Origin of the sequence: Streptomyces sp. NPDC060031, from assembly GCF_042736805.1 — a bacterium.
Classification (GTDB): Bacteria; Actinomycetota; Actinomycetes; order Streptomycetales; family Streptomycetaceae; genus Streptomyces.
In genome coordinates this window covers 87,492-103,397 of sequence record NZ_JBHWVM010000016.1, presented here as the reverse complement: position 1 = coordinate 103,397, position 15,906 = coordinate 87,492, and the positions used below count along the sequence as shown (strand labels likewise).

Genomic DNA, 15,906 nt, shown 5'->3' with positions numbered 1-15,906 from the left:
GCGCCGCTGCGGGGGCGGCGCCCCCCTTACCGGCTGGATTGCCCGCAGGGCAATTTCGGCCGCGCCGGCGATTGAGGCGGCGGCCGGGGGGCTGGTGTGACCATCGGCTGATCCGATCGGGCGATTTGCCCGCCGCGCTCCACCCGGTTCGTCGCTCTGCGTGAACTACGCTCGCAACCCGAAGGCAGGGAGAGGAGCGGATCCGTGACGGATTTCGTCGGGCGGCGGCGTGAGCTCAAGGAGCTGCGCGAGGACATCGCACGGACCGGGCTCGACACCCTCTCCGGCCGCAAGGCCAAGGCACCCCGCGCCCGCGTGCTGCTGGTCGCCGGGCGCCCGGGGTCCGGGCGCACCGCCCTGGCCGAGGCGTTCGTGCGCGAGGTCGCCGGGGAGTACCCCGACGGCGTGCTCCGGACGCGGCTCACCACGCCCGGCGGGGAGACCGTGGCCACCGAGAGGGCCGTCCGCACCCTGCTGGAGGGGCTCGGCGAGCCGACCCCGCCCGGAGCCGGGGAGGACGAGCTAAGCTCCGCCCTGCGCGCCGCCCTCGACGGGCGCCGCGTGATCATCCTGGTCGACGACGCCGCCGACCCGCACCAGGTCGACGCACTGCTGCCCGACACCTCCGAGTGCCTCGTCGTCGTGACCGCCGAGGGCCCCCTCACCGGGATTCCGGATGTCCGCCCGTGCACCCTCGGCGGGCTGGACACGCCCGCCGGGGTGCAGATGCTCGTCCAGCGCATCGGCGACATCCGCGTCACCGCCGACCCCCGCGCCGCCGAGGCCCTCGCCGAGGAGTGCGGGGGCCTGCCCGCCGTGCTCAGCCTGGTCGGCGGCTGGCTCGCCGCGCACCCCAAGGCCTCCGTCGCCGACGTGGCCAAGCAGATCCACGAGATGCCCCCCGCCGCCAGCGGCCCCCTCGCCCGCGGCTTCCGCTTCGTCTACGAGTCCCTTCCGCAGCCCGCCCAGCGCACCCTTCGGTTGCTGCCCCTGGCCCCGGCGGGGATCGTCGACTCGCACACCGCCTCCGCCCTCGCCGGCTGCTCGGTGGCCGCCGCGCAGTCCACGCTGGAGGACTTCGCCGCGCTGGGCCTCCTGCGGCACGGCCACGACGGGCTGTTCCTGCTGCCCGGCTGCCTCGCACCCCTGCTCCAGGCCCTGCTGGAGGCCAAGGAGCGCCCCGCCGAGGTGCAGCTGGCGCGGGCCCGGATGCTGGAGCGCACCGTACGGCTGCTGACCTCCTGCCGGGCCATGGCCGAGGAGGACGAGGACCTCATGCGGGAGCGCCTGGACGGCCTGCCGCGCGCCCTGCGCTTCGCCGACCGGCGGGCCGCCGCCACCTGGCTGGACACCCGGCTGCCCGCCCTCTCGGCGGCCGCCGCGCTCGCCGTGGCCGACGGCGGGCTGGACACCCTGGCCCGCCGGATCGTCGCGGCCCTGGTACGGGCGCTGGCGCAGCACCGCGGGACCGCCGAGGCCGCCCCCGAGCTGTACGGGCTGCACCGGCTGGTCCTGGACGTCGCCGAGCGGCGCAACCTCCACCGCGAGCAGGCCGCCGCACTGCTGAACCTGGCCGATCTGGACGCCGAGACGGGCCGGACCCAGGAGGCCCTCGAACGGTACCGGGCCGCGCTGGACGCGGGAAGGGCGGCAAAAGACCCGTACGCGACGGGCCGCGCGATGGAATCCGTAGGCGGCGCGTACCAGGAGCTGGCGGACTGGCACCGGGCCTGCGACTGGTTCGGCCGGGCCCTCTCCCAGGCCCTCGCCAGGGGGGAGCGCGCGGACGAGGCGCGACTGTACGGACGGCTCGGGAACGTACACACCTACGCGGGCCGGTACGGGGACGCGCTGCGCAGTTGGCGGGCGGCCGCAGCGGGGTACCGGAAGCTGGCCGATGTCCCGGGCCAGGCAAAGGCGTTGAGCGAGATGGCGCGCGTTCAGGAGTACGCCGGGCGGCCCGAGGAATCGCTGCACACCTGCCGGGAGGCGGTGGAGCTCGCGCGCCGGGCCGGCGATCTGCGGCTTCAGGCCGCGCTGCAGGTGCGCCTGGCCGACACGCTGGACAGGCTCGGCGACCCGGCGGCGGCGAGGCTGCACCGGTCCGCGGCCGACAGATTGCTGGGAGATGACCCCGCAGCCTGCGAAATCCGCAGTGCTTCCGACTAAGATTATTCGTTTGCAAGGCTAGACAGCGACTCATCCTTCATTAGACTGGGTTCACCGCGGCATCCCGTGGTGCATCCCGTTGCGCGTTCTTGTGGGCGGGTATGTATGGAAGTACGCCGTAATTTCCCCTGAGCCAAGGACCGTGATCGACGATGAAGGTCGGCATCCCCCGCGAGGTCAAGAACAACGAGTTCCGGGTCGCCATCACGCCCGCCGGCGTGCATGAGCTGGTCCGGGGCGGCCACCAGGTCTTCATCGAGCAGAACGCCGGTGTCGGCTCCTCGATCACGGACGCGGAGTACGTCTCCGCCGGCGCCGAGATCCTCGCCACCGCCGACGAGGTCTGGGCGACCGCGGACCTGCTGCTGAAGGTCAAGGAGCCCATCGCGGAGGAGTACCACCGCCTCCGCAAGGACCAGACGCTCTTCACCTACCTGCACCTGGCGGCCTCCCGCGAGTGCACGGACGCCCTGCTGGAGTCCGGCACCACCGCCATCGCCTACGAGACGGTCGAGCTCGCGAACCGCGCGCTGCCGCTGCTCGCCCCGATGTCCGAGGTCGCGGGCCGGCTGGCCCCGCAGGTCGGCGCCTACCACCTGATGCGCTCGGCCGGCGGCCGTGGCGTCCTCCCGGGCGGTGTCCCCGGCACCCACGCCGGCGAGTGCGTCGTCATCGGCGGCGGCGTCTCCGGCTGGAACGCCGCGCAGATCGCCATCGGCATGGGCTTCCACGTGACCCTGCTGGACCGCGACATCAACAAGCTCCGCGAGGCGGACAAGATCTTCGGCACGAAGATCAAGACGATCGTCTCCAACGCCTACGAGCTGGAGAAGGCCGTCGTCGAGGCCGACCTCGTCATCGGCGCGGTGCTGATCCCGGGTGCGAAGGCCCCGAAGCTGGTCACCAACGAGCTCGTCGCCAAGATGAAGCCCGGAAGTGTCCTTGTCGACATTGCGATCGACCAGGGCGGCTGCTTCGAGGACTCCCGTCCGACCACTCACGCCGAGCCGACCTTCCAGGTCCACAACTCGGTCTTCTACTGCGTCGCCAACATGCCGGGCGCGGTGCCGAACACCTCCACCTACGCGCTCACCAACGCCACGCTGCCCTACATCGTGCAGCTCGCGAACCTCGGCTGGGCCGAGGCGCTGCGTCGTGACCCCGCGCTCGCGCTGGGCCTCAACACCCATGACGGCCAGGTCGTTTACGGTCCGGTCGCCGAGGCCCACGGCCTCGAGACCCTCGAGCTGAGCACGCTTCTCGGCTAAGGCGTCAACGACTGACGTCAATCTCACGTATCCGGCCGGACCTTGCCCGCAAGGTCCGGCCGGACGCGTTTGGGAGGGGCTCCGAACGGCGGTTCAACTCGCCTCGAACGTAACCCTTTAACCCTTTCGCACACCCGCGAAACTTCGCGGCGACAGCTCGGACGCCCTTGACAGAGAGGTGTTCGGTTGCCGACACATCGTGCCGGGTCCGACGGATTGTGTTGCCGCTGAGCGGTGACACGCCATAGAGTCGCCAACCGTCGGCATGGTGCCACGCTGACCTATCGATAAGTGTCCTGGTCACGTCCGAGGAGGTAAGACGACTTGTGAATGAGTCGACATTTGCTCCTGGGGGTGGTCGAGCAGAGACGGCTGCGCGGGGCCAAGGCCCTGCCGGTCTCGAAGCTGTCGGCTCCGTCGCAGTCCGCACCTTCGCAAACCACCAGCACATGACGACGCCCCAAAAGAGCATGGACGGCCTAGACGTGAACTCCAGGGCCGGCGACCGGAGCGGCGAAAAGCCCACTGGTTTCGCCGACTATGACAATGTGCCCGAGGGGCACTTCTACGACCCGGACGCGGAGTACGAGCCCGACCCCGAGTACGCGGCCACTCTCGCCCCCGACGCTGCCCGCCAGCGCCGGGAGCGGATCGGCCCGACCGGACGGCCGCTGCCGTACTTCCCGATCCCGGGTCCGCTGACCGACCACGGTCCGGCGACGATCATCGCGATGTGCAACCAGAAGGGCGGCGTGGGCAAGACCACGTCGACCATCAACCTGGGTGCCGCGCTCGCCGAGTACGGGCGCCGCGTGCTGCTCGTCGACTTCGACCCGCAGGGCGCGCTGTCCGTGGGTCTCGGCGTCAATCCGATGGAACTCGACCTGACGGTCTACAACCTGCTCATGGAGCGGGGCATGTCGGCCGACGAGGTGCTGCTCAAGACCGCGGTTCCGAACATGGACCTGCTGCCGAGCAACATCGACCTGTCCGCTGCCGAAGTGCAGTTGGTCAGCGAGGTCGCGCGCGAGTCGACCCTCCAGCGGGCCCTCAAGCCCCTTTTGGCCGACTACGACTACATCGTGATCGACTGTCAGCCCTCGCTCGGTCTGCTGACCGTGAACGCCCTGACGGCGGCTCACAAGGTCATCGTCCCGCTCGAGTGCGAGTTCTTCGCACTGCGTGGTGTGGCGCTGCTGACCGAGACCATCGAGAAGGTGCAGGAGCGGCTCAACCCGGAGCTGGAGCTCGACGGCATCCTCGCCACGATGTACGACTCCCGTACGGTGCACAGCCGTGAGGTGCTGGCGCGCGTCGTCGAAGCCTTCGACGACCACGTCTACCACACGGTCATCGGCCGTACGGTGCGCTTCCCGGAGACCACGGTCGCCGGTGAGCCGATCACCACGTACGCGTCCAACTCCGTCGGTGCCGCCGCCTATCGCCAGCTGGCCAGGGAGGTGCTCGCCCGGTGTCCCGCCGAGTGAGTCTGCCCGGAGCCGACGAACTCTTCCGTACGACCGGGGGGATGGCGCTCCAGGCGCCCTCGCCGCGGCGCGGTACGGACGAGTCGCCCGCCGCGGAGCACGCGGCGGCGTCGGCGCAGGGCACGGCGGGGGAGGGCCGCAGTCGGGAGGCTGAGGCCGGTACGGAGGGCTCGGTCGGCGCGCAGCGGCGGCCGCAGGAAGGTTCCGGTGCCCCTTCCGCCGGCGCTCGGCGGGGGAAGGGGCAGGGCCGCGGGGCGAACCGGCGGCCGAGCGGGCGCGAGCGGCACGACGAGAAGATCACGGTCTACGTCTCCGCGGAGGAGCTCATGGACCTGGAGCACGCGCGGCTGGTGCTGCGGGGCGAGCACGGCCTCGCGGTGGACCGCGGCCGCATCGTCCGCGAGGCGGTGGCGGTGGTCCTGGCGGACCTGGAATCCCGCGGCGACGCGAGCATCCTGGTCCGCCGCCTGCGCGGCCGCTGAGCCGCTGCCCGCGACCGGGGTGCGCGGGCGGGCCGGTGCGCGGCTGCTGGCCTGCTGCCCGCCCGGTGCGCGGCCGCTGAGCCGCTGCCCGGTGCGTGGCCGCCACCCCGCCCCGTTGGACTGCGCCGCGGGCCGCGCGCCGCGCGACTGCCCTGCGGGCCGGCTGGCGGCTGGGGCTGCGGCCACCGTGGGTGCCGCCGTGCGGCAGCGCGGCTTCCGCGGGTGCTGATCCCGCCTTCCGGGTGACCGGCTGACCTGTGGTTCGGCCGGGGTCGGCGCTTCCGCCCGGCTGGTCCGCTGTCACTGCACTGCCCTCGTGGTGGCCCGCCGTCCGGCTGCGCGGGTCCCCCGGCCGCTGCTCCCGCGCTGCGGCCGGGGGGCTGCCGTTCGGGTCGGCTGGGGTGCGGGAGGTTTCCCGGCCCTGTCCTGCCTCCCGTGCGGCTGCGCGTGGCAGCCTTGGGCCGGTCAGCCGCTCTTTCCGCACCACCCTGGACCGTGATGCCCTCTCCCGCCGAATCCGGCCGCCCGCCCCGTCGCCTGCTGGGCCGTGGCCCGTCCGCGCCCGTACCGGGCGGGGAGGAGGCTCTCCCCGATCCCGCACCTTCCCGAACCGGGGGGGAGCCCCCCGCACCCGCGGTGGCTGCCGGGGAGGCCCCGCCGAGCCCTGCCGAGCCCGCAGCGCGAGCCGCGGAGGGCCCGGCACGCCGCGAGCCCGGGGGCCAGGAGGCCGGTGAGCGGGCCGTGCGGGCCCCGGGAGGGGATCCCGCGGGTTCCGGGGCTCTGGCGGACCCCGAGGCGCTGCCGGGCGCCGTACCGGGCCCGGAGGGGCTGCCGGGCCCTGCCCCGGGCCGCGAGGGGCCGCTGCCAGGGCCTGTTCCGGGTCCGAACGGGGAGCACCGGCCCGGGCCGGCCCCCGACGGGCGGCCGGTCTCCGAGCCGGCGGGGAGTGACGGGCGGTTTCGGTTGCGGTTGGCGAATTTCGAGGGGCCGTTCGATCTGCTGTTGCAGTTGATCTCGCGGCACAAGCTCGACGTCACCGAGGTCGCGCTGTCCAAGGTCACCGACGAGTTCATGGCGCACATCCGGGCCATGGGGCCCGACTGGGATCTGGATCAGACGACCGAGTTCCTCGTCGTCGCCGCCACCCTGCTCGATCTGAAGGCAGCCCGGCTGCTGCCCGCCGCCGAGGTCGAGGACGAGGCCGACCTCGCCCTGCTGGAGGCGCGGGACCTGCTCTTCGCGCGGCTGCTCCAGTACCGGGCGTACAAGCAGGTCGCCGAGATCTTCGAGGCCCGCGCCGAGGCCGAGGGCAAGCGCTACCCCCGGACCGTCGGGCTGGAGCCGCACCACGCCGAGCTGCTGCCCGAGGTGGTCATCGGCATCGGAGCCGAAGGCTTCGCCCGGCTCGCCGTGAAGGCCATGCAGCCCCGGGCGAAACCGCAGGTCTACGTCGACCACATCCACGCACCCCTGGTCAGCGTGCGGGAGCAGGCCGGACTGGTCGTCGCGGTCCTCAAGGCGCGCGGCGAGGCGACCTTCCAGGAGCTCATCGAGGACGCCGGCGACACCCTCACCGTCGTCGCCCGCTTCCTGGCCCTCCTCGAGCTCTACCGGGAGAAGGCCGTGGTCCTCGACCAGGAGGACGCCCTCCAGACGCTCACCGTGCGCTGGTGCGGCGGGGACGGCGACGGGATGCCGACGGTGACCGACGAGTTCGACCGGATCGTGGAGGTCAAGGAATGACGACGGAGAGCGCCGTGGCGGCCCTCGCGCTGAAGCCCGCCCTGGAGGCCGTCCTCATGGTCGTGGACGAGCCCGCGACCGAGGCGCACCTCGCCAAGGTGCTGGAGCGGACCCCGCGCGAGGTGGCGTACGCGCTGCGCGAGCTCGCGGACGACTACGCCGTGCAGGGCCGCGGCTTCGAGCTGCGGCTCGTCGCCGGCGGGTGGCGCTTCTACACCCGCGCGGAGTACTCCGCGGCCGTCGAGCGCTTCGTACTGGACGGTCAGCAGGCCCGGCTGACGCAGGCCGCGCTGGAGACGATGGCCGTGGTCGCGTACCGCCAGCCGGTCAGCCGCTCGCGCGTTTCGGCGGTCCGCGGAGTCAACTGTGACGGGGTCATGCGGACCCTCCTGCAGCGCGGTCTGGTGGAGGAGGCGGGGACGGAACCCGAAACAGGTGCGATCCTGTACAGGACGACGAACTACTTTCTGGAGCGGATGGGCCTACGCGGCCTGGATGAGCTCCCGGAGCTCGCGCCCTTCCTCCCCGAGGCGGACGCGATCGAGGCCGAGAGCCAAGAGGGTGTTCCGTCGTTCGATCCGGACGCACCGGACACCGATGAAGACGACAAGACGACGGAACTTTGATGCGAAGCAACGGCAACGGCGGCGGCAACAGGAACAGCAGCGGCGGCGGTGGCGGCGGGCGTGGTAACGCCCGCGGCGGCAGCTCCTCCGGCGGCGGTGGCTACCGCGGCGGCGGCTCGGGCGGCGGTAGCTCCCGCGGCGGCAGTTCCTCCGGCGGGGGCTCCCGCGGCGGCAGCTCCTCCGGTGGGGGCGGCTACCGCAGTGGCAGCTCCTCCGGCGGGGGCGGTTCCCGCGGTGGCAGCTCCTCCGGCGGAGGCGGCTACCGCGGCGGTGGCTCCGGCGGCGGCTACCAGGGTGGCGGCTCCGGCGGCGGCTACCAGGGCGGCTCCGACTCGCGCGACCGCGACCAGGCACCCCAGCGCCCCCGCAACCCGCGCCCCGAGGAGCGCCGCTACGACGTGGGCCCCGAGGGCGAGCGCAACGGCCGCGGTGGCGCCAAGGCGGGCGGCGGCGGTGCCCGCGGCGCGGCCGACGCCGGCCGGGGCGGCTCCGGTGCCCGTGGCGCAGCCGCGCGCGGTGGTGCCAAGGGCGGCCCCAAGACCTCCAAGACCCCCGGCATCGGCGGGGCCGGCGGCCCGCGCAGCGGTCCCGGCAGCCGCAGCGGCCAGGCCCGCCCGCGCGAACTGGACGCGCGCATCGAGGAGCGCGTGCGCGACCGGTACGCCGACAAGCCCGTGATCAAGACCCCGAAGACCTTCCCGGGTGCCGAGGAGGAGGGGGAGCGTCTGCAGAAGGTGCTCGCCCGCGCCGGCATGGGCTCGCGCCGCGCCTGCGAGGAGCTCATCGAGCAGGCCCGCGTCGAGGTCAACGGCGAGATCGTGCTGGAGCAGGGCAAGCGCGTCCTGCCGAAGGACGAGATCAAGGTGGACGGCCTGACCGTCGCCACCCAGTCGTACCTGTTCTTCGCACTGAACAAGCCGGCCGGCGTCGTCTCCACCATGGAGGACCCGGACGGCCGCCAGTGCCTGGGCGACTACGTCACCAACCGCGAGACGCGTCTCTTCCACGTCGGCCGGCTCGACACCGAGACCGAGGGCATCATCCTGCTCACCAACCACGGTGAGCTGGCCCACCGCCTCACGCACCCGAAGTACGGCGTGAAGAAGACCTACGTCGCCGCCATCACCGGCCCGCTGCCGCGCGAGATCGGCAAGCGGCTCAAGGACGGCATCGAGCTGGAGGACGGGTACGCCCGCGCCGACCACTTCCGCGTCGTCGACCAGGTCGGCAAGAACTACCTGGTCGAGGTGACCCTCCACGAGGGTCGCAAGCACATCGTCCGCCGCATGATGGCGGAGGCCGGCTTCCCGGTCGAGAAGCTCGTACGGACATCCTTCGGGCCGATCGAGCTGGGCGACCAGAAGTCCGGCTGGCTGCGCCGCCTGACCAACACCGAGGTCGGCATGCTGATGCGCGAGGTCGGTCTGTAAGCCTCCCCCCTCCCCCGCACGAAGAAGAACCCGCGGCGCCTTCCGGCGCCGCGGGTTTTTTGCTTGTGCCGACCCCGGGACTCTGTTTATAGTCAACATGACTATTAAAGGGAGTGGGGGGCCGTCATGGGGTGGCAAACGAGCTGGACCGAGATCCTCGGATTCGCCACAGGGGCCCTGTGCGTCTGGCTGGTCGCCCGGCAGCACATCGCCAACTGGCCGATCGGCATCGCGAACAACGTCTTCTTCATCGTGCTCTTCGCCCGGGCCGGTCTCTACGCCGACGCGGGGCTGCAGATCGTCTTCATCGCCCTCGCCGCGTACGGCTGGTGGTCCTGGACCCACGGGGGTGGACCAGGAACGCCCGAAGCCCTGCCGGTGCGTCGCACCACGGCGCCCGAATGGGCCTGGCTGGCCACGGCGGGGGCGGTGGGGGTACCGGGCCTGACGCTGCTGCTCGGCAGCGTCACCGACTCCACCGTCCCGTTCTGGGACGCGCTGACCACGGGCCTGTCGCTCATGGCCACGTACGGGCAGTGCCGCAAGCTCGTCGAGTCCTGGTGGCTGTGGATCGCCGCCGACCTCGTCTATATCCCGCTGTACGTCTACAAGGGGCTCTACCTGACGTCCCTGCTCTACGTGGCCTTCCTCGCCCTGTGCGTCGTCGGGCTCCTCGGCTGGCGCCGGGCGCTCCCGGCGCGCGGCGCCCGTACGGCCCTGGAGGCGACGGCATGAAGCGTTACGGCCACGGCCTGGTCCTCGGCAAGTTCTACCCGCCGCACGCCGGCCACCACCACCTGGTGCGCACCGCCCAGGACCAGTGCGAGCGGCTCACCGTGCTGGTGTGCGCGGCCTCCGTGGAATCGGTGCCGCTCGCCGACCGGGTCGCCTGGATGCGCGAGGAGCACCCCGGGGCGCACGTGGTCGGCGCGGTGGACGACATCCCGGTCGACCTGCAGGACCCGGCGGTCTGGGAGGCCCACATGGCGATCTTCCGGGGCGCGGTGGGCCGGCGGGTGCACGCCGTCTTCACCTCGGAGGCGTACGGGACCGAGCTCGCGCGGCGGTTCGGCGCCGAGGAGGTCTGCGTGGACCCGCGGCGCACGATGTTCCCGGTGTCCGGCACGGCCGTACGCCGGGACCCGGCCGGGTCCTGGGAGTACCTCGGACCGGCGGTACGGGCCGCCCTGACCCGGCGGGTCGTCGTACTCGGCGCCGAGTCGACCGGGACGACGACGCTCTCCCGGGACCTGGCCGGGCACTACCGCCGGCGCGGCGGGGTGTGGGCGAAGACCGGGTGGGTCGCGGAGTACGGGCGCCAGTACAGCGAGGAGAAGCTGGCGGCCGCCCGCACGGCGGACCCGGCTGCCTCCTGGGCGGACGTGTCGTTCGCCTCGGCGGAGTTCCCGCTGATCGCGCGGCGCCAGGACGAGCAGGAGGAGCGGGCGGCCCGGCTGGGATCGCCGGTGCTGCTCTGCGACACGGACTCCTTCGCGACCGGTATCTGGCACGAGCGGTACATGGGCGGCCGCAACGCGGAGGTCGAGGAGATCGCGGCGCGGACCCGGCGGGACCTGTACGTGCTGACGGACCACGCCGACGTGCCCTTCGAGGACGACGGGCTGCGGGACGGACCGCAGCTGCGGCCGTGGATGACGCGGCGCTTCCGGGAGGAACTCGAAAGGACCGGGAGACGTTTCACGGTCGTCGCGGGGGACCGGGATACCAGGCTGGCGGCGGCCGTGGCCGCCGTCGACGCGCTGCTGGCCGAGGGCTGGCACTTCGCCGACCCGCTGCCGGAGAACGTACGGGCGGAGAGCCGGCCGTGAGTGTCCCTTACGACCCGTCCGCCTTCGAGCCGTTCGCCGTGACCGTGGACCTGGCCGTCTTCACCGTGCGGGGCGGCGCCCTGCACGTACTGCTGATCCGGCGCGGGCAGGAGCCGTACGCCGGCGCGTGGGCGCTGCCAGGCGGCTTCATCCTGCCCAGGGAGTCCGCGGAGACCGCGGCGCGCCGGGAACTGGCCGAGGAGACCGGCCTGGCGCCGGCCGTCGTCACCGCCCTGCACCTGGAACAGCTGCGCACCTACAGCGATCCGGACCGGGACCCCCGGATGCGGGTGGTCTCGGTGGCCTTCACCGCGCTGGTCCCCGACATGCCGGACCCGGCGGCCGCCGGCGGCGGGGACGCGGCCCAGGCCCGCTGGACGCCCGTGGGGGAGGCCGGCGCCCTGGCCTTCGACCACGCCTCGATCCTGGCCGACGCCCGGGAACGGGTGGGGGCGAAGCTGGAGTACACCTGCCTGGCCACCGCCTTCTGCCCGCCCGAGTTCACCCTCGGGGAACTCCAAAGCGTCTACGAGACCATCTGGGACACCGCCCTGGACCGGCCCAACTTCCGGCGCAAGGTCCTGGCCACGCCCGGCTTCGTCGAGGCCGTGCCCGGCGCCGCCCGCCTCACCGGCGGCCGCGGCAAACCGGCCGCGCTGTACCGGCCCGGGCCCGCGAACGCGCTCCACCCGCCCCTGCTCCGCCCCTCGGAAGGACACTGACCATGACCACGACCACCAAGCGAGCGGCGACGGGCGCCATGATCGGGCTGGCGCTGGGGGACGCACTCGGCTTCCCGACGGAGTTCAACGACGTACCGTCGATCCTGGCGAAGACCGGCCCGTGGCGCGAGATGAAGCTGCCGCGCCCGGCGATAGTCACCGACGACACCCAGATGACGCTGGCCCTGGCCCGCGGGATGCGCACGGCCGCCGGGCGGGGCCCGGTCGGCCCGCTGCGCCTCACCCGGCCGGTCCGGGAGGAGTTCGTCGACTGGTACCACTCCCCGGAGAACAACCGGGCCCCGGGCAACACCTGCCTGAAGGCCTGCAGCCTGCTGAACCTGCCCGAGCGGGACTGGCGCGACGCCAGCCAGATCGGCTCGAAGGGCTGCGGGGCGAACATGCGGGTGGTGCCGGTCGGGCTGGTGCCCGGCTGGACGCAGGAGGAGCGGGCCGGCGCGGCCCAGCTCCAGTCGGCCCTCACGCACGGCCACCCGACGGCGCTCGCCGCCTCCGACCTCACGGCGCGGGCGGTGCACCTGCTGGCGGCGGGGGCCGAGGTGACGGGCCTGGTCGGGCAGTTGCGCTCGTACGCCCTGGAGAACCGCACCCGCTACCACGAGCGCTGGCTCGGCGACCTGTGGATGCGGACCGCGTCCGACGCCTCGCCGGAATCCTTCATCGCACGCGGCTGGGACGAGTGCCTGGGCGTCCTGGACCGGCTGACGGCGGCCCTGCGCAACCCCTCGCCGGAGACCGACCCCTGCCTGACGACCGGAGACGGCTGGATCGCCGAGGAGGCCCTGGCCACCGCCCTGCAGTGCTTCCTCCTCTTCCCGCAGGAGCCGCTCCTCGCCCTGCGCCGGGCCGCCTGCACCCGCGGCGACTCCGACTCCCTCGCCTGCCTGGCCGGCGCCTTCGCCGGCGCCCACCTCGGCGCGGCCGCCTGGCCGCGCGACTGGCAGGACCGCATCGAGTACCGCGACGAACTCCTCGCCTTCGGCGCGCTCTGGGACGCGTGAGCCGTGCTGAACGCCCTGAGCCTCGACCTGACCCCCATCGTGGCGGACCAGCCCGATCCGCTGCTGTTCGCGACGGTGTCGGGCGCCCACCTGTACGGATTCCCGTCCCGGGACTCCGACGTCGACCTCCGCGGAGCCCACCTGCTCCCGGCGGCGGCCCTGCTGGGCCTGCGCGACCCGCAGGAGACCCGCAGCCGCATGTGGGACCACGACGGCACCGAGATGGACCTCGTCACGCACGACCTGCGCAAATTCGTGCGGCTCATGCTGAACCGCAACGGCTACGTCCTGGAGCAGCTGCTGTCCCCGCTCGTGGTCCACACGACCCCGGCCCACCAGGAGCTGGTGGCACTGGCGCCGGGCGTGCTGACCTCCCACCACGCGCACCACTACCGGGGCTTCGCGAACACCCAGTGGCGGCTCTTCGGGAAGACGGCGGAACTGAAGCCGCTGCTCTACGCGTTCAGGGCGCTGCTCACCGGGATCCACCTCATGCGCGCGGGCGAGGTGCAGGCGCACCTGCCGAGCCTCGTGGACGCGGTGCCGGAGGCTCCGGGGTACCTGGCGGGGCTGATCGAGGCGAAGGTGGCGGCCGAGCACGGGCCGGCCGCCGGCGTCGACGCGGCGCGGGTGCGGCAGGACTTCGAGGCGCTGCACGGGGTGCTGGACGCGGCCCAAGGCGGCTCGGCGCTGCCCGAGTACGGGTCGGCGTACGACGCGCTCGACGACTTCGTCGTCCGCAGCCGCGCCGCGGGCTAGGCGCGGCCCGCGGCCGAGGCGCGGCGGGTGCGGAGGAGGAAGTCCTCCACGCGCGGGCGGTCCGGTGCGGCGGGGAGCGGGGTGGTGGTCAGGGCGGCGTCGGCCTGCGTGGTGAGACGGGTCATCCAGGCGTCGACCTCGGACCAGGCGAGCTCGCCGCGCTTGACCGCCAGCAGGCGGTCGCGGTGGGCGCCGGCGTCGATGGTGAGGCGGCCCGTGCGCAGCAGGTCGCGGCAGGACAGGAGCAGGCGCAGCAGGTGCATGGCGTGCTTCCAGCGGGGGGCGCCGTGGACGCGGACGTCCGCGACGAGTTTGGCGTGCTGGGAGCTCGCGTAGCGGGTGAAGGTGGTGTGGGTCCGGCGGGAGAGGAACGCCTCGCGGAGGGAGAGGAGTTCCTCCCCGACGGGGGAGAGGCGCTCGACCAGGGGGGAGTGCAGGCACTCCAGGATGTTCGGGTTGGCGCGCAGGGCGAGTTCGCAGAAGCGTTCCAGCTCCCAGGAGAACTCCTCCTCGCGCGGCCCCTCCACGTGCGTCGGCGGCTTCTCGAAGCGCCAGAACAGCGGCGTCGGGGCGAGGTAGACACCGCGCCGGTCGGTGTCGCTCGCCTCCGTCGCCAGTCCGAACGCCCGCGACCCCATGACACACGCGTAGACCGTGTGGTCCCGCACCAGAGCGAGGTCCGTGTCGGGGACCGGCGGGGCCCCGGGGGCCCCAGGGGTCTCGGGGGTCTCGGGCGTCTGTTCGTCCATTCCGGGAGGGTAGGCGGACGCCGCGCCGCTACGCGAGCGAAATGGCGCCGTCCGGAGCGACCGTGATCTTCTTCTCGGCCAGCGGGCGGGTGGCCGGGCCGTGGGCCACCGCACCGTCCGCGACCTGGAACTTGCTGCCGTGGCAAGGGCAGTCGATGGTGCCGGCCTCCACCTTGTTCACGAGGCAGCCCTGGTGCGTGCACACCGCCGTGAAGCAGCGGAAGGACCCGGCCGTCGGCTGGGTGACCACCAGCTTCTCGTCCTTGAGGATCGTGCCCCCGCCGACGGGCACCTCCGAGGACTTCAGCAGGGCCTTGGCCGCCGTCCCCGGCGCCGACTCGGACGCCGCAGGCCCGGACGTCTGCGGGGTGGCCGCGTTGCCGCTCTCCTGCTTCGGCTCCTTCTCGTCCCCGCCGCCGCACGCGGTGAGCGCGCCGCCCGCCAGGGCCGCGGCGCTCACCGCCAGTACCGTGCGCCGGGCGGTGGGCGTGGGGTTGTTCGTACGGCTCTGCTCGGTCACGGGGGCTCCTCGCTCGGGGTGCCGGGATGGCGATGAGCATCCTGGCGTGTGCCGGGGCTCCAGGTGAAGCCCGCCACACGGTTTCATGTGGCGGGCCGCCGCCACGGGACCAGTTCCGCGGGGCTCCCCGGAGTTCGTACCACCTCCCACACGCGCAACACCGCGTCCCGGTTCAACGGCCCGTGCACGTGCGGGTAGCGGTCCCCGGATTCACCCTCCCGGCGGACCTCGGAGGTCAGGGCGCGCTCGTCGAGCTCCACGGCCAGCAGGGTGCCCGGCACGGCTGCGTAGTGCGTGACGGCGATGGCCAGCGCCGTCGGCCGGTCCGCCGAACAGTGCACGAAGCCCTCGGCGGCGAGCGAGGGCGGGGCGTACGGGAGCTCGGGCTCGGCGGTCCAGTCGGCGAGCGGTACGAGGTGGAAGATCATGCCCATCGTTCTACCGCAGCGGCCGCCGGGCGGCCCTGCGCCAAGTGGCGGCACTGTCCGGTCCGGGTGACATTGTCCGTGTTCCGAAGCCGGGTACGCCGCCTGCCGTGCGGCCCGGTCCCTCTTCGAAAGGCATGGCGATGGCGGGTAACGACCTCGGCTCCCTTCTGGGCGGTCTCCTCGGCGGCGGTGGCTCCGGTAGCGGCCAAAGCGGCTCCGGTGGCGGTGGCGGCGGCAATGTCCTCGGCTCGCTCCTCGGCGCCCTGCTGGGCGGCGGCGGTGCGGGCGGCGCCCGGGCGGCAGGTGGCGGCGGGAGCAACCCGCTCGGCGGGCTGCTGGAGATGCTGACCAAGTCGGGCTTGGCCGACCAGGCCAAGTCGTGGGTCGGTACGGGCGAGAACCAGCCGGTCAGCGGGGCCCAGATCGCCGACGCGCTGCCGTCCGACACCCTGCAGAAGGTCGCCGATCAGGCGGGGGTCACCCCGGAGAAGGCCGCCGACCAGATCGCGCAGGCCCTCCCGCAGGCGGTGGACAAGCTGACCCCCGACGGATCGATGCCCAGCGGTTCGCTCGAGGACATCATCAAGCAGCAGCGGCTCTAGCGGTTCCAGCGGCTCCACCGCTCAGGCAGCCGCTTCGCGAGGGCCCGGCCGCACCGTCCCACCCGACGGG

At 73.1% G+C, this 15,906-nt stretch carries 16 protein-coding genes; 13 read left to right on the top strand and 3 right to left on the bottom strand.

The annotated features are described in order from the left end of the window. The first annotated feature begins 204 nt into the window (after positions 1-204). The 12 genes from ACFWB8_RS10275 to ACFWB8_RS10220 all read left to right on the top strand — a co-directional run bounded on the left by ACFWB8_RS10275 (position 205) and on the right by ACFWB8_RS10220 (position 13,537). A complete protein-coding gene (locus ACFWB8_RS10275; RefSeq protein WP_385224190.1) occupies positions 205-2,169 on the top strand; it encodes an AAA family ATPase in 1,965 nt (654 codons plus the stop codon). Positions 2,170-2,321: 152 nt separating this feature from the next. After that, positions 2,322-3,437: an alanine dehydrogenase gene (gene ald / locus ACFWB8_RS10270; protein WP_385224188.1), complete on the top strand. Its 1,116-nt coding sequence runs from the start codon at positions 2,322-2,324 to the stop codon at positions 3,435-3,437. A 326-nt stretch (positions 3,438-3,763) separates the two neighbouring features. Beyond that, positions 3,764-4,924: a ParA family protein gene (locus tag ACFWB8_RS10265; RefSeq protein WP_385224186.1), complete on the top strand. Its 1,161-nt coding sequence runs from the start codon at positions 3,764-3,766 to the stop codon at positions 4,922-4,924. Further along, positions 4,909-5,406, top strand: a complete 498-nt coding sequence (locus ACFWB8_RS10260) for a hypothetical protein (RefSeq protein WP_385224184.1) — start codon at positions 4,909-4,911, stop codon at positions 5,404-5,406. The genes ACFWB8_RS10265 and ACFWB8_RS10260 overlap by 16 nt, the downstream gene beginning before the upstream one ends. A gap of 498 nt (positions 5,407-5,904) precedes the next feature. Next, positions 5,905-7,149: a segregation/condensation protein A gene (locus ACFWB8_RS10255; protein ID WP_385224182.1), complete on the top strand. Its 1,245-nt coding sequence runs from the start codon at positions 5,905-5,907 to the stop codon at positions 7,147-7,149. Next, entirely contained in the window at positions 7,146-7,775 is a 630-nt protein-coding gene (gene scpB, locus ACFWB8_RS10250; RefSeq protein WP_385224180.1) for an SMC-Scp complex subunit ScpB, read from the top strand. Before ACFWB8_RS10255 ends, scpB begins: the two co-directional genes overlap by 4 nt. Then, positions 7,775-9,205 (top strand): pseudouridine synthase, encoded by a 1,431-nt coding sequence (locus tag ACFWB8_RS10245; RefSeq protein ID WP_385224178.1) that lies wholly within the window; start codon positions 7,775-7,777, stop codon positions 9,203-9,205. The genes scpB and ACFWB8_RS10245 overlap by 1 nt, the downstream gene beginning before the upstream one ends. Before the next feature lie 126 nt (positions 9,206-9,331). Next, on the top strand, positions 9,332-9,940 hold the full coding sequence (gene pnuC / locus ACFWB8_RS10240) for a nicotinamide riboside transporter PnuC (protein ID WP_385224176.1): 609 nt from the start codon (positions 9,332-9,334) through the stop codon (positions 9,938-9,940). Next, positions 9,937-11,034 (top strand): AAA family ATPase, encoded by a 1,098-nt coding sequence (locus ACFWB8_RS10235; protein ID WP_385224174.1) that lies wholly within the window; start codon positions 9,937-9,939, stop codon positions 11,032-11,034. Before pnuC ends, ACFWB8_RS10235 begins: the two co-directional genes overlap by 4 nt. Further along, entirely contained in the window at positions 11,031-11,756 is a 726-nt protein-coding gene (locus ACFWB8_RS10230; RefSeq protein WP_385224172.1) for an NUDIX domain-containing protein, read from the top strand. Before ACFWB8_RS10235 ends, ACFWB8_RS10230 begins: the two co-directional genes overlap by 4 nt. 2 nt (positions 11,757-11,758) lie before the next feature. Next, positions 11,759-12,778, top strand: a complete 1,020-nt coding sequence (locus tag ACFWB8_RS10225; protein ID WP_385224170.1) for an ADP-ribosylglycohydrolase family protein — start codon at positions 11,759-11,761, stop codon at positions 12,776-12,778. A 3-nt stretch (positions 12,779-12,781) separates the two neighbouring features. Next, positions 12,782-13,537 (top strand): DNA polymerase beta superfamily protein, encoded by a 756-nt coding sequence (locus ACFWB8_RS10220; protein ID WP_385224168.1) that lies wholly within the window; start codon positions 12,782-12,784, stop codon positions 13,535-13,537. Here the strand turns inward: ACFWB8_RS10220 and ACFWB8_RS10215 are convergent. The 3 genes from ACFWB8_RS10215 to ACFWB8_RS10205 all read right to left on the bottom strand — a co-directional run bounded on the left by ACFWB8_RS10215 (position 13,534) and on the right by ACFWB8_RS10205 (position 15,234). After that, complete coding sequence (locus tag ACFWB8_RS10215) at positions 13,534-14,175, bottom strand: DNA polymerase beta superfamily protein (protein WP_385224212.1); 642 nt, start codon at positions 14,173-14,175, stop codon at positions 13,534-13,536. The genes ACFWB8_RS10220 and ACFWB8_RS10215 overlap by 4 nt on opposite strands. A 139-nt stretch (positions 14,176-14,314) precedes the next feature. Then, positions 14,315-14,806, bottom strand: coding sequence for a Rieske (2Fe-2S) protein (locus ACFWB8_RS10210; protein ID WP_385224166.1), 492 nt, complete (start codon positions 14,804-14,806; stop codon positions 14,315-14,317). A gap of 83 nt (positions 14,807-14,889) precedes the next feature. Further along, the gene (locus ACFWB8_RS10205) at positions 14,890-15,234 is read right to left on the bottom strand and encodes a DUF952 domain-containing protein (protein WP_385224164.1); all 345 of its coding nucleotides are present in this window, start codon (positions 15,232-15,234) and stop codon (positions 14,890-14,892) included. 140 nt (positions 15,235-15,374) lie between these two features. On the opposite strand from ACFWB8_RS10205, the gene ACFWB8_RS10200 reads away from it, so the two are divergent. Then, positions 15,375-15,836, top strand: coding sequence for a YidB family protein (locus tag ACFWB8_RS10200; RefSeq protein ID WP_385224162.1), 462 nt, complete (start codon positions 15,375-15,377; stop codon positions 15,834-15,836). The last annotated feature ends 70 nt before the right edge of the window (positions 15,837-15,906 follow it).

Bases quoted from the DNA above. Each gene is read 5' to 3' on its own strand.
- ACFWB8_RS10200 (WP_385224162.1), top strand. From the start codon at position 15,375: ATGGCGGGTAACGACCTCGGCTCCCTTCTGGGCGGTCTCCTCGGCGGC.
- ACFWB8_RS10245 (WP_385224178.1), top strand. From the start codon at position 7,775: ATGCGAAGCAACGGCAACGGCGGCGGCAACAGGAACAGCAGCGGCGGC.
- pnuC (WP_385224176.1), top strand. From the start codon at position 9,332: ATGGGGTGGCAAACGAGCTGGACCGAGATCCTCGGATTCGCCACAGGG.
- scpB (WP_385224180.1), top strand. From the start codon at position 7,146: ATGACGACGGAGAGCGCCGTGGCGGCCCTCGCGCTGAAGCCCGCCCTG.
- ald (WP_385224188.1), top strand. From the start codon at position 2,322: ATGAAGGTCGGCATCCCCCGCGAGGTCAAGAACAACGAGTTCCGGGTC.
- ACFWB8_RS10235 (WP_385224174.1), top strand. From the start codon at position 9,937: ATGAAGCGTTACGGCCACGGCCTGGTCCTCGGCAAGTTCTACCCGCCG.
- ACFWB8_RS10255 (WP_385224182.1), top strand. From the start codon at position 5,905: ATGCCCTCTCCCGCCGAATCCGGCCGCCCGCCCCGTCGCCTGCTGGGC.
- ACFWB8_RS10225 (WP_385224170.1), top strand. From the start codon at position 11,759: ATGACCACGACCACCAAGCGAGCGGCGACGGGCGCCATGATCGGGCTG.
- ACFWB8_RS10205 (WP_385224164.1), bottom strand. From the start codon at position 15,234: ATGATCTTCCACCTCGTACCGCTCGCCGACTGGACCGCCGAGCCCGAG.
- ACFWB8_RS10215 (WP_385224212.1), bottom strand. From the start codon at position 14,175: ATGGGGTCGCGGGCGTTCGGACTGGCGACGGAGGCGAGCGACACCGAC.